Raw genomic sequence first — 13371 nt, 5'->3', positions numbered from 1 at the left:
TTTTCCAGGGAGTGCGCGGTGCCTCTGGCGCGAGGCAAGCTCGCTCACTACAAGGTGTGTGGCAGCCAATTTGGGCGCCGTGGATTTCAGGGACAGGCGTGTGGCGGTGCCAATTGGGGCGCCGTGTTTTTCAGGGGGTGCGCGGCGCCTGCGGCGCGAGGCAAGCTCGCTCACTACAAGCCAGGTAGGTGTCGAGGTGGTGTTCGAGTTGTTCCATGGCTTGTTGCAGGGCGTCGACGGCGTCGGTCAGTACGGCCGAATTGAGCCCTTCGCAGGCGGTTTCCAAGGCTTCGCAGGCCTGGATCAGGCGTTGTGCCTTGATGATCCGCGCGCCGCCCTTGACCCGGTGCGCCAGGTCGGACAGGCCCGTGACGTCGTGCTGGGTGAACAGCTGCATCAGGCGTGACATGTCCTGCTGGTTGCTGGTGGCCAGATCGTGCAGCAGGCTTCTGATGGAGGCCTCGTCGCCCCGGCTGAGTTGTTCCAGGCTGGTGAGGTCGATGTCGTCCGGCAAGGCCTCGACCGGCGTCGGTACGCTCTCCGGGGTCAAGGAGGTCAGGCGTGCACTGAGGTCCTGCAGGCTGATGGGCTTGAACAGGCAATCATCCATGCCGGCCTTCACGCAGCGCTCTTTTTCTTCAGGTTGGGCATTGGCGGTCAGGCCAATAATCAGTCCAGGGTGCTGGTCCCTGGCGCGTTCTTCATCACGAATCGCCCTGGCCAGTTCATAGCCATTCATCAACGGCATATTGCAGTCGGTGATCACCACGTCGAAATGCTCCGCACGCCAGGCCCGCAAGCCATGGGCGCCGTCCTCGGCATCCACCACGCGGTGGCCGAGGTAATGCAATTGCTGGGTGAGCAGCAGGCGGTTGGCCGGGTAATCGTCGATCACCAGCACCTTCAATGCCTGGGACGCCGGCATCTGCACCGGCTCGGCAGCCGGCGCATGTTCCAGCGCCGCCAGGGTGGGCAGGCTGGCGCGCATTTCCACTTGGGTGCCCTGCCCCAGCACACTGTGCAGCACCAGGGTGCCGCCCATCATTTCGCACAACGTGCGGCTGATCATCAGGCCCAGGCCAGAGCCGCCACGCGCCGACTGCCCATGGTTGCTGGCCTGGGCAAACGGGCTGAACAGACGCTGCTGGTCTTCGCTGGAAATGCCGCTGCCGGTGTCTTCCACCCGCAGGCAGATCGCCAGGCGCTCATCATCGGCGGCAGGTTCGGCGCTGACCCGCAGGCGCACCTGACCTTGGCCGGTGAACTTGATCGCATTGCTTAACAGGTTGGACGCAATCTGCTTGAAGCGCAGCGGGTCCACCAGCACCTCACGGTTGATACTGGCATCCAGGTCGAGGATCAACTGCAGCTGTTTCTGCCGTGCCAACCCTTCGAAAATCCGCGCCACCGATTCCACCAGTTCACGCAGGTTGGCGCGCTCCGGTGCCAGGGACAGGCGGCCGGATTCGATGCGCGCGATGTCGAGAATATCGCCGATCAGGTCCAGCAGGCCGCGAGCCGCGCCCGACGCCACTTCGATGGAGAAACGGTCGGTGACGCCCTGGTCGGCCTTTTTCATTGCCAGTTCGAGCATGCCGATAATCGCGTTCATCGGCGTGCGGATTTCATGGCTCATGGTCGCCAGGAACGTGGTCTTGGCCCGGTTGGCCGCGTCGGCACCTTCCTTGGCTTCGCGCAGGGCTTCAAGCAGGTGCTGGCGTTCGCTGATGTCGATCCAGCCGCCGATCATGCCGCTGACTTCACCGTCACTGCCGCGATACGGCAGCATCCAGTGGTAAATGGTCAACACGTTGTCCGGCCCCATGGTCAGGCGGCGGTCCTGCACCCGGGGTACCCCGTCGGCCATCACCTGCAAATAGTCTTCGTGGTAGGCGGCGGCTTCGTCGGCGCGCTTGAGCACGCCTTCGACTACCGTCTTGCCAAGCACGGCGTCACGCTCCACGCCGAACACGTCCAGGTAACCGCTGTTGCAGATGCGCAACCGCCCTTCACGGTCACGCACATAAATAGGATGCGGCGTGCCGTCGATCAATACGCGCATGAACTCCATCTGGTCGTTCAAGGCGATCTGTGCCTGCTTGCGCTGGCGCATCAACATGCGCAGGTAGGCGATCCAGCCGAACGCCACCAACAGCAAGACTGCGGCAACGGCAAAGCCTTGCAGGATCAGGGCACGGTTGCGCAGCCAGTAGCTGTCATCCACAGCAATTTCACTGCGCCAGCGGTTGGTGACTTCGTCCATCTCCTCCGGCGGAATGCTCAGCAGTGCCTTCTCCAGGATCGAATACAGCTCCAGCGCACCACGCGAGGTGGCGAACGCAACCCGCGCCGATTCGGTGCCGACCGTGGTGGTGATGCGCAACCGGTCGCGGTACTGGCGCGAGATCATGTAGCGCGCCGTGATCAACGAATTGACCGCCGCATCGGCCTCCCCGTTGGCCACCTGGGCCATGGCTTGCTGGGCGTTCTGCGCGTTGACCAGGGTGATGTTCGGGTACTGATCCAGCAACTGGTCGCGCACCGGGTTGCCGGTGATCACGGCCAGGCGCTTGCCGGCCATGTCATCCAGGGTGGCCGGGCTGTTCGGGCCGGTGCGGCTGACCAGCACGTAAGGGGTGCTCAAGTAAGGCCGCGTGAAGCGCATCTGGCTTTCACGGGATTGGCTGGGGGTAACGGTAATCAACAGGTCGGCTTTGTCCGTGCGGATCTGCTCGATCATGCCCGCCACCGACTGCGTGTTGCGCACGTCGAACTTCAAGCCGGTGCGCAGCGCGACCTTGGCCAGCACATCGGCGCTGATGCCACGGAACTCGCCGTCTTCGTTGAAAAACGAGAACGGCACGAAGCTGTCGTCGACCGACACCCTCACATGAGCGTGCGCGGCCATCCAGCGCAGCTCGCTGGCACTGAAGTTCAGTGCAGTCCGCCCCGGCATGCTGCCGCCACCCGCGCTCCAGCGGCGCAGGATGGTCATGCGCTCGCCCTGGGGGATCGCCGCCAGCGCGGTGTTGATGATGTGCAACAGGCGGGTGTTGGCCTGTGCCACCGCAAAGGAGAAGTTGCTGACCTCCATCCGCGAGAAGTCGGCCAGTTGCACGTTGTTCAAGTAGTTCTTGTTGATCAGGTACTGGGCGCTGATGGAGTCGCCCAGGTACACGTCGGCATTGCCGAAGGCCACGGCGCCGATCGCACTCAGCGTCGAGGGATAGAGTTGCAAGGTGGCCTTGGGGTAGAACGCCTCGACTTCCTGCGGCGGCAGGTAGTGGTAGAGCATCGCGATCTTCTTGCCGGCCAGGTCCTCGGTCAGGGTCTGGCTGTTGGCGACCTGGGTGACCAGGGTCGGCTGGTCCTCGGCATAGGACGTCGACATCAGCAGGTCGTGGTCGGCCTGCTCAAAGCCATTGGCGGTGCCGAGAAAGTCCACTTCGCCGCGCTTGAGCGCCTCGATCACATCGGCCCGGGAGGCAAAGCGGCGCACTTCCACCGGGGTGCGCAACAGTTCGCTGAGCAGCTTGGCGTAGTCGGCGGTGATGCCTTCGTAATCGCGGCCGTTGGTGGTCATGCCAAACGGCGAGTAATCCGGGGCGGACGCGCCCAGCACCAGGGCGCCCTTTGCGCGCAGCCAGCTCCAGTCCTGCTCGGCGAGCGAGACGGCGTACTCCGACACATGGGAACGGCCCAGGACCTGATAGGTGTCAGCCGGCGCGGCCGCCAGCACGGCGCTGTTCAGGGTGCCAGCGAGCAGTGCGCCCATCAGCCATTTGCGCGAGGAAGTGTTCATTCAGACCAGGTTATTGCGCTTGGCGAAATCGGCCAGGTACACCACCGACTTGACCTTGAGCTTCTCGATCAGGCGGGTCTTGTAGGTGCTGATGGTCTTGTTGCTCAGCAGCATTGCGTCGCCGATTTCCTTGTTGCTCAGGCCATTGGACAGCTGCTGCAAGATGGTCAGTTCGCGGTCGGACAGGCTCTGGATCAATTCCAGGTCGGTGGTTTCAGCGTCACTGCGGCGTACCGAGCTGTGGGCCAGGTTGGGGAAGAATGTGTAGCCGCCCATGACCGCCTTGATCGCCTTGATCAGCTCATCCAGGTCGTTGGTCTTGGAGATATACCCCGCCGCGCCGGCCTTCATGCAGCGCATGGAATAGAACAGCGGCGACTGCGAGGTCAGCACCAAAATCTTGCACCGCAGGCCCAGGGCGCAAATGCGCGCGATCACTTCCAGGCCGTCGAGCTTGGGCATGGCGATATCCAGCACGATCAGTTCAGGCTCGTGTTCACGGGCCAACTGCACCGCATCGGCGCCGTTGTCTGCCTCGGCCACGACCTCAAAGCCTTCCTGCTTGAGGAGCATCTTCACCGAGGAGCGAATAAACGGATGATCATCCACGACTAAAGCTTTAAACATAACAACCCCTGTGAGACACGCCGCCACAAAATACACGAGCGCGACCTGAGTGTAGGAAATTTCTTAGAGCTTTGAATAGCCCGATGCCTGCGCTTCCAGCCACGGCAGCAAACGGTAGCCCGCCATGGGCCGGGCCAGGTAAAAACCCTGGCCCAGTTCACAGCCCAGGGCCAGCACACCGTCGCGGATCTGCGGGTCGCTGACCCCCTCGATCACCAGGCTCATGCCCAGGAACCGCGAGAGTGCCAGGGTGCTGCTGACCATGCTGGGGCTATGGCGTACAAAGCCGCCGTCCAGCTTGAGCTGGTTGAAAGGCAGTTGGCAGAGCAGCTTGAGGGACGTAAAACCGTTGCCGAAGTCGTCGATCGCCAAGCCACAGCCCAACATGCGCAGGCGCAGCAGGTTTTCCTGGACCGCTGGCGAGGCGTTCAGCAAACCGTTTTCGGCAAACTCGAACACCAGGGAAGCGCCGGAAAAACCGTGCTGCCCAAGGGCCCACTGAATGTGGGCGACCAAAGCACCACTGAGCAATTGCGACGCGTGCAGGTTGAACGCCAGCTCCAACTGCATGGCCTGGCGGCGCAACACGCCGAGCAGGCTGAGGCCTTGCTCGAGCAATTGCTTGAACATGTCGTCAATCAGGTCATAGGCCAGCACAGCGGCCAGGAAGTCTTCGGGCAACAGCACGCCCCGCGCCGGGTGCTCCCAACGCACCAAGGCCTCCACGCCCGCCAGTTGGCCGGTGTGCATGAAGAACTTGGGTTGGAACCAGGCGCGAAATTCACCCAAGGCCAGGCCACGCTGGATCTCCAGCTCACTGGGCAAGGGTTTGACGGGGGAAGAGGCCATGCTTACCAACCACTTTGCGGGTGCGAATGGGGTAATAGTGGCTGGGAATAGTCTTGATCTATAAGGGAAACTTCCCACCTATACGTAGGAAATTTCCCAGGAGAGGATTAAGGATCGACCTGCGCCATCAGCTCCGGAATCGACTCCGGGCGCTTGGCATAGCGCTGCGCCAGGGCGGCGCAGACCATCAGCTGGATCTGGTGGAACAGCATCAGCGGCAGAATCAACACGCCCATGGTCGCCCCGGCAAACAGCACCTGGGCCATCGGCACACCGGTCGCCAGGCTCTTCTTCGAGCCACAGAACAGGATGGTGATACGGTCTTCCTGGTTAAAGCCAAAGGCCTTGCCCAGCAGCGTGGACGCCACCAGTACCAGGGCCAGCAACACGCAGCACGCCACCACCAGGCCACCCAGTTCCCACAGCGGGACCTGGTGCCAGATGCCTTCGTTGACGGCCTCGCTGAACGCGCCGTACACCACCAGCAGGATCGAACCCTGGTCGACGAATTTCAGCCAGGCCTTGTTGCGGCCGACCCACTCGCCGATCCAGCGACGGGCGATCTGCCCGGCAATAAAGGGCAGCAGCAGTTGCACGCTGATTTTCAGGATCGCGTCGACGGTCGAGCCACCGTCGCCATGCACATTGAGCAACAGGGTGACCAGCAACGGCGTCAGGAAAATCCCGAACAGGCTGGAGGCCGCCGCGCTGCAGATCGCGGCCGGGATATTGCCCCGCGCCAGGGAGGTAAAGGCAATCGCCGATTGCACCGTGGCCGGCAACGCGCACAGGTACAACATGCCCATGTACAGGTCTTTGCCGATCAGCGGCGACAGCACCGGTTTGAGCGCCAGGCCCAGCAGCGGGAACAGCACAAAGGTCAGACTGAACACCAGCAGGTGCAGGCGCCAGTGGCCGGCACCGGCCACGATGGCCTGGCGCGACAGCTTGGCGCCGTGCAGGAAAAACAGCAGCGCGATGGCCAGGTTGGTGACCCAGCCGAAGGCCACGGCGGTCTGGCCGCTGGCGGGCAGCAGGGAGGCGAGGATCACCGTGGCAATCAGCGTCAGGGTGAAGTTGTCAGGCAGAAAACGCGGGCGGGTCATAAGCAAATCTTCCAGGGGTTGCCAAGAGCATCCTCGCGACTCTAACGTAACGGCTTGTTACCGACTAACGCCAATGAGCCAGTAAATGCCGCCTAAAGGACATGACAAGACCGTCCGCCGCACGGTGCCCGGGCTTTCCAGCCTGCCACGCCCGGTGTATGGGCGCACCGAATCGCTGCCCAACCGGGCGCTGACCCGTCGGCACAGCCACCCGTGGGTGCAATTGTCCTACGCGATTTCCGGGGTGCTGGAGATTCAGACCAGCGTCGGTCGCTTCGTCGCGCCGCCCCAGCGCGCGGTGTGGATCCCCGCAGGCGTGCCGCACCGGGTGTTCAGTTCGCCGCACACCGAAATGCGCAGCCTGTACCTCGATTGCAGCGTGACCACCTGGGCGGCCGAACGCTGCCATGTACTGGAAGTGAGCAGCCTGTTGCGCGAGTTGATCCGCAGTTTCAGCGAGTTGCCGGTGGAGTATGCCGAGGACGGGCCCGACGGGCGCCTGGCCCAGGTGGTGCTGGACCAACTGGCGGCCGCCCCCCAGGTCGACCTGATGCTGCCCCTGCCCCTGGACCCACGCTTGCGCCAGATCTACCGCAGCCTCAACGCACACCCGGAACAGCAGACCACCCTGGGCCAGTGGAGCCAGAAACTGGGGGTGAGTGAGAAGACCCTCAGCCGCTTGTTCCTCAGTGACACCGGCCTGACCTTTCGCGCCTGGCGCCAACGCTTGCGCCTGCTGACGGCCCTGCCCGCCCTGGAGCAAGGCGAACGGGTGACCGACGTGGCGCTGGGCTGCGGGTATGAGTCGACGTCGGCGTTTATCAATGCGTTTCGCCAGCAGTTCGAGGCGACGCCGGGGGAGTTCTTTCGCTGAGCTTTATCCCGGCAACGGGATCACGCGCAAGGGCCGGACCGACTTGTAGGAAAAGCTCGAATAGATCTCCTTGACGCACGGCAGGGTCTGCAACACCTCGCGGGCAAACTCGCCAAACGACTCCAGGTCCCTGGCCACCACTTCGAGCAAAAAGTCATAGCGCCCCGACACGTTGTGGCACGCCACGATCTCCGGAATCTCGAGCAGCCGCTGCTCGAACTTGCGGGCGATTTCCTGGGTATGGCTTTCCATCATGATGCTGACAAACGCGGTCACCCCATACCCCAGGGCTTTGGGCGACAGGATCGCCTGGTAACCGCTGATCACCCCGCTCTCTTCCAGGTTCCGCACCCGTCGCCAGCAGGGAGACGTGGTCAGGGAAACGCGGTCGGCCAATTCGGCCACGGTGAGGCGAGCATTGCCCTGCAGGGCGTTTAACAGGGCTTTGTCGGTGCGGTCCAGACTCACGGGCATAACGTGCCTCTATTCATTATTTTTATAGAAGATTCATCCCAGGACGCGGGATTTATGCGCATTTTTTGCAACGTTCATCTCTGGTTATGAGCATAGCATTGTAGGAAATAAGGAGCGTCCGACATGAACAATAAACACAATGCATTCGGCTTTTCTACCCGCGCCATCCACCACGGCTACGACCCCAAGGACCACCACGGCGCGCTCGTGCCGCCCACCTACCTGTCGGCAACCTTTGCCTTTCCCACCGCCGAATATGGCGCGGCGTGTTTTGCTGGCGAAGCCAACGGGCACTTCTATACGCGCATTTCCAACCCGACCCTGGCCCTGCTGGAATCACGCATGGCCACCCTGGAAAACGGCGAGGCCGCGGTGGCGTTCAGCTCCGGGATGGGCGCCATCGCCGCCACGTTCTGGACCCTGCTGCGCCCCGGCGATGAAGTGATCGTCAGCCAGACGCTCTACGGCTGCACCTTCGCGCTGCTGCACCACGGCATTGGCGAATTCGGCATCAAAGTGCGCCACGTCGACCTTACCGACCCGCAGGCATTAAGCGCCGCACTCTCCCCCGCCACGCGCATGATCTATTGCGAAACCCCGGCCAACCCCAACCTGCAACTGGTGGACATTGCCGCCGTGGCCGACATCGCCCACACGCACGGCAACATCACGCTGGTGGTAGACAACACCTATTGCACCCCTTACCTGCAACGCCCCCTGGACCTGGGCGCAGATGTGGTGGTGCACTCGGCCACCAAATACCTCAGCGGCCATGGCGATATCACCGCGGGCATCGCCGTGAGCAGCCATGCGCTGGCCCAGCGTATCCGCCTGCAAGGGCTCAAGGACCTGACCGGCGCCGTGATGTCGCCTCAGGATGCGTCGTTGTTGATGCGCGGGCTAAAGACCCTGGCCCTGCGCATGGACCGCCACTGCAGCAACGCCCTGGCCGTGGCCGAAGCGCTGCAGGCGCACCCGGCCGTGGTGAGCGTTACCTACCCCGGCTTGCGCTCTTTCCCACAGTACGAGTTAGCGGCGCGGCAAATGAGCCAATCAGGCGGCATGATCGCCTTCGAACTCAAGGGCGGGATCGACACTGGCCGACGCTTCATGAACGCACTCAAGCTGTTCACCCGCGCGGTCAGCCTGGGGGATGCCGAATCCCTGGCCCAGCACCCGGCCAGCATGACTCACTCCACCTACACGCCCGAGGAACGGGCGGCCCACGGCATCAGTGAAGGCCTGGTGCGCCTGTCGGTGGGGCTTGAAGATGTCGCCGATTTGCTGGCGGACGTGCAGCAAGCACTGGCCAAGTGCACACGCACAACCCCGCGTCATACCCCGATGGTTGCTCACGCCGTCAGATAAGGCTCAAGCACGGCACTTTCCCACAACGGTGGTCGGACAGGTCCGACCACCGTTTTGTGTTTTTAATGTCGACTTTTTACAGATTGGATCCCCATCCTTTCGCCAGGCTGTACTAGCATACGTTCCGACGGGACGCATTATCACTGTGGGTTATTCGCACTTGTTACCTTCTTAATCCCCGTCGCTATATAGCCGAATGCCTGCACTTGAATCTCATGGACGAATTGATGAACTCACACCTGTTCCCACATATAGGCAAGGTCATCGCCAGCACCGGCAGTCGCCATTTCCCACGCATGCTGCATGACCTCATCCTCACCCAACTGGCAGTGGACGCCACGCATATCTCGCAACTACGGGTGAGTTCCGAAGGGCAATTGCGCCGCAAGATCAGCCCCGTGTACACCGATTCCATGACCGCGCTGGGGGAAGAACAGCCCGCGGCACAACTGCACCTGACGCGGCGCAAAGACGACATGCGCTATGTGCTGTCGGTGTACCGCGCGAGCCAGTCCGACAGCTTTTCGCCACAGGAACGCAGCATGTTGCAGGACTTTTCCTCGCTGTTGCTGCCCATGGTGGAAAAACACATCGCCGCCATCCAGCCGTGCCGCACCGACAGCGAACTGCAGGTACCGCAAAGCCAGGGCATCGACACCCTGCGCCGGCGCATTGAAGAACGCCTGGTGCAATCGGGGTTGACCTTGTCCAACCGCGAACTGGAAGTGTGCGTCGGCCTGCTGGCCGGGCGTACCGCGCCGGAATTGGCGGAGCAACTGGCGTTGAAGGTCAACACCATCGAAAGCTACCTCAAGCGCGCATCGATAAAGCTGGGGATCAGCGGGCGGCATTCGTTGTTGCGGTGGATGTATGCCACTGAAGAAACCACAGCACTTTAAGGCACCGCTGAACAAATGTGGGAGCTGGCTTGCCTGCGATGGCGGTGGGTCAGCTACCCTTGGGTTGACTGTTACACCGCCATCGCAGGCAAGCCAGCTCCCACATTTTGACCTTCATCGTTCGTGAAGCATCAATCCCGGGCCAATGCCTCGATGGGGTCCAGGCGTGCGGCGTTTCGTGCCGGCACAAAGCCGAACACGATGCCGATCATCGTCGAACAGGCGAACGCCGTGACGATCGAGCCCAGGGAGAACACCATTTCCCATTCCTTCACAAACAACGAAAACAGATAGCCAATGGCAAATGACAGCGAGATGCCGATCATCCCGCCGATCAGGCACACCATCACCGCTTCCACCAGAAACTGCTGACGGATATCTGACTGCCGCGCGCCCACCGCCATGCGGATACCGATCTCGCGGGTGCGCTCGGTCACCGACACCAGCATGATGTTCATCACCCCAATGCCCCCCACCAACAACGAAATCACCGCAATCAACGACAACAGCAACGCCAGCGAACGGCTGGTTTTCTGCACCGTCTGCATGATGCTGTCGAGGTTATTGGTGAAGAAGTCCTTGGTGCCGTGGCGTTGCAGCATCAGCTTGTTGACGTTGTCTTCCACCACCTTGCTCGGTTGGCCGTCCTTGATGCGCACGGTGATGCTGTCCAGGTGGCGTTGCCCCAGCAGCCGCCCCGCTGCGGTTTCATAGGGCACCCACACGTTCAGCGCCTTGCTCGCGGCGAACATGTTTTTGTTGTCGGCCGTCACCCCGATCACCGTGCACGGCAGGTTCCCCACCAGGATCACCTGGCCGAGGGGGTCGATGTTCGGCCCGAACAGGCGCTGGCGGGTGTTGTGGTCGATCACCACCACCTGGGCCTGGCGCCGCGCATCGCTTTCGCTGAAGGCAATGCCTGCCTCGAGCTTCAAGCCCTTGACCTTGAAGTAGCGGTCGCTCACGCCGTTGACCTGCGCATCCAGGTCGATGTTGCCAAAGCGCAGCAACAGGTTGCGGCCCACCACCGGCGTGGCGCTGTCGACGTAATACAGCTGGTTCAACGCTTCCACATCCGACGGCATCAACGTCTCGATGGCCGAGGCACGGCTGTCGCCAAAACTGGTGCCGGAAAAGATGTCGATGGTGTTGCTGCCGATCGCCTGGATGTCCTTGAGCACATAGCGCTTGGCCCCTTCGCCGATGGCCGAGATCGACACCACCGAGGTGATACCGATGACGATCCCGAGCATGGTCAGCAGCGTGCGCATGCGGTGGGACACCAGCGCGACCCAGGCCATGTTGAACGCTTCCTTGAACAACCCCAGGCTGGCCACCAAACGCCGGGCGCCACTGCGCTTGGGCTCGATGGGCGCCTCAGTGTTCAGCTCCAGCCCGACGCTGTCGTTGGCCTTGTCACTGACGATCTCGCCATCGCACACCTCGACAATGCGCTGGGCATTGGCGGCCACCTTGGGGTCGTGGGTGACGATGATCACCGTGTGCCCGGCCGCGTGCAGCTCGGCGAGGATTCGCATCACCTCCTTGCCGCTGTGGGTATCGAGGGCGCCGGTGGGTTCATCGGCCAGGATCACCTCCCCGCCATTCATCAAGGCCCGGGCAATACTCACGCGCTGTTGCTGCCCGCCTGACAACTGGCTGGGCCGGTGGGTGGTGTGCCCCGCCAGGCCCAGGCGCGCCAGCAGCTCGCGCGCGCGGCTATGACGCGTGGTTTCCGGCGTGCCGGCGTAGATCGCCGGCATTTCCACGTTGTGCAAGGCACTCAAGTGCGCCAGCAGGTGGTAGCGCTGGAAGATAAAACCGAAGTAGTCGCGGCGCAGTTCCGCCAGTTGTTCATCGCCCAGGGAACGGGTTTCGATGCCGTTGATCTTGTAGCTGCCGGCCGTGGCGTAATCCAGGCCGCCAAGGATGTTCATCAGGGTGGACTTGCCCGACCCCGAGGCGCCGATGATCGCGACCATCTCCCCGGCCTGGATCGTCAGGTCGATGCCCTTGAGCGCAATGAACTCGCGCTCGCCGGCCATGAAACTGCGGGTGATGCCCTTGAGTTCCAACAGTGGCTGGGTCATCGATCAATTCCCCGCCACGGCCGGCGTGGCGTCGCCGATCACCACTTTGTCACCTTCGGCGAGGCCTTCGAGCACCTGCACCTTGACGTTGTTATTGATGCCGGTTTTCACCTCCCGCGACACCGCCTTGCCCTTGGCGTCGAGCACCCGCACCGAGTAAGTGCCGTCGTTGTTGCGCGGCCCCAGCGCCGCCACCGGCACCATCAGCGCCGCTTGGGCGGTGTCGAGCACGATGCGCACCTGGGCCGTCATGGCGATGCGCAGGCGATGGTCGGGGTTGGGCACGTCGAACAGCGCGTTGTAGAACACCGCCGTGTTCTGCTTGGGGGTGCCGGCGGGCTGGGTTTCGAGGAAGTTCTGCGGTGCCGGTTCAGTGCCACGCAGCTTGGCGTAGTAGCGCTTGTCCGCTTCACCGAGGATGGTGAAATACACCTGCTGGCCGGGGCTGATGTGAATCACATCGGCCTCGGAGACCTGGGCCTTGACGGTCATGGTGTCCAGGTCTGCCAGCTTGAGCAGCACCGGCGCCAGTTGGCTGGCAATCACGGTTTGGCCTTCCTGGGTGACGATGCCCACCACATCGCCGTCGATGGGGGCGACGATGCGGGTATAGGCCAGGTTGACCTTGGCGGTGTCGATCTGGATGTGGGCGCTTTTGATCTGTGCGTCCAGGGACAGCAGGTTGGCCTGTTGCACCTGGTAGGTGGACTCGGCGTCTTCGAAGTCCTGGCGTGAGACCGATTCGTCGATTTGCAGGCCTTTGTAGCGTTCGTACACGGACTTGGCTTGCTTGAGTTGGGCGGCCGTGGCGCGGCGTTGGGCCTGGAGGTTTTCTTCGTCAACCTGGGCCTTGCGCAGGGTGTTTTGCAGGATCAAGGGGTCGATTTCGGCGAGCCATTGGCCCTTCTTGACCTTGTCGCCGACTTTGACTTTGAGGGATTTGAGCTGGCCGGAGACTTGGGCGCCGACGTCGACCTGTTTGATGCCTTCGAGCAGGCCGGTGGCCAGGACGGCGTTTTCGATGTCACCGCGTTCGGCGGTGGCGGTGAGGTATTGGGGGGCGTCGGCGGGGGCTTGGACGGTGTAAATGAGTAGGCCGATGGCTACGGCTAATACCGTTAGCATTCCCAGCTTGCGTAACTTTGACTTTTCCATAGATGGCCTTTGATCGGGTACATATCCGTTGTTTGGGTAACGGCTGAAATGGGTTCCGCCCTTACGGCGGGTCACTTTTGGAAAAGAGCCCCAAAAGTAACCAAAAGGGCTCTTGCCCCAACACTCG

The 13371-nt window shown here is 62.3% G+C and carries 10 protein-coding genes; 3 read left to right on the top strand and 7 right to left on the bottom strand.

Annotated elements, in window-relative coordinates; all coding sequences use genetic code 11:
• Positions 1–130: 130 nt before the first annotated feature.
• The 4 genes from AC07SU_RS27090 to AC07SU_RS27075 form a co-directional block, all read right to left on the bottom strand.
• Positions 131–3802 carry a transporter substrate-binding domain-containing protein gene (locus tag AC07SU_RS27090; protein WP_494998788.1) on the bottom strand — a complete coding sequence of 1224 codons (3672 nt, stop codon included), beginning with the start codon at positions 3800–3802 and terminating at the stop codon, positions 131–133.
• Positions 3803–4429: a response regulator transcription factor gene (locus AC07SU_RS27085; RefSeq protein WP_176998989.1), complete on the bottom strand. Its 627-nt coding sequence runs from the start codon at positions 4427–4429 to the stop codon at positions 3803–3805. It abuts the gene before it with no gap.
• Between the two features lie 63 nt (positions 4430–4492).
• Entirely contained in the window at positions 4493–5278 is a 786-nt protein-coding gene (locus AC07SU_RS27080; RefSeq protein ID WP_176998988.1) for an EAL domain-containing protein, read from the bottom strand.
• A gap of 107 nt (positions 5279–5385) precedes the next feature.
• Positions 5386–6384: a bile acid:sodium symporter family protein gene (locus tag AC07SU_RS27075; RefSeq protein WP_494998787.1), complete on the bottom strand. Its 999-nt coding sequence runs from the start codon at positions 6382–6384 to the stop codon at positions 5386–5388.
• Positions 6385–6469: 85 nt separating this feature from the next.
• On the opposite strand from AC07SU_RS27075, the gene AC07SU_RS27070 reads away from it, so the two are divergent.
• The gene (locus tag AC07SU_RS27070) at positions 6470–7258 is read left to right on the top strand and encodes an AraC family transcriptional regulator (protein WP_178923240.1); all 789 of its coding nucleotides are present in this window, start codon (positions 6470–6472) and stop codon (positions 7256–7258) included.
• A gap of 3 nt (positions 7259–7261) precedes the next feature.
• Here AC07SU_RS27070 and AC07SU_RS27065 read toward each other — a convergent pair whose 3' ends face one another.
• Entirely contained in the window at positions 7262–7732 is a 471-nt protein-coding gene (locus AC07SU_RS27065) for an Lrp/AsnC family transcriptional regulator (protein ID WP_176998985.1), read from the bottom strand.
• 123 nt (positions 7733–7855) lie between these two features.
• Between AC07SU_RS27065 and AC07SU_RS27060 the strand changes: the two genes are divergently transcribed.
• Together AC07SU_RS27060 and AC07SU_RS27055 are read left to right on the top strand one after the other, a co-directional pair.
• The gene (locus tag AC07SU_RS27060; RefSeq protein ID WP_494998786.1) at positions 7856–9100 is read left to right on the top strand and encodes a methionine gamma-lyase; all 1245 of its coding nucleotides are present in this window, start codon (positions 7856–7858) and stop codon (positions 9098–9100) included.
• A gap of 227 nt (positions 9101–9327) precedes the next feature.
• Positions 9328–9999: a response regulator transcription factor gene (locus tag AC07SU_RS27055; protein ID WP_176998983.1), complete on the top strand. Its 672-nt coding sequence runs from the start codon at positions 9328–9330 to the stop codon at positions 9997–9999.
• A 131-nt stretch (positions 10000–10130) separates the two neighbouring features.
• Here the strand turns inward: AC07SU_RS27055 and AC07SU_RS27050 are convergent, their stop codons facing one another.
• Together AC07SU_RS27050 and macA are read right to left on the bottom strand one after the other, a co-directional pair.
• Positions 10131–12089, bottom strand: coding sequence for a MacB family efflux pump subunit (locus AC07SU_RS27050; protein ID WP_494998785.1), 1959 nt, complete (start codon positions 12087–12089; stop codon positions 10131–10133).
• A gap of 3 nt (positions 12090–12092) precedes the next feature.
• The gene (macA, locus tag AC07SU_RS27045) at positions 12093–13244 is read right to left on the bottom strand and encodes a macrolide transporter subunit MacA (RefSeq protein ID WP_176998981.1); all 1152 of its coding nucleotides are present in this window, start codon (positions 13242–13244) and stop codon (positions 12093–12095) included.
• Positions 13245–13371: the final 127 nt, after the last annotated feature.

It is taken from the genome of Pseudomonas sp. GW821-FHT05H12, assembly GCF_059419385.1.
This window is presented reverse-complemented; position numbering and strand designations above follow the sequence as displayed.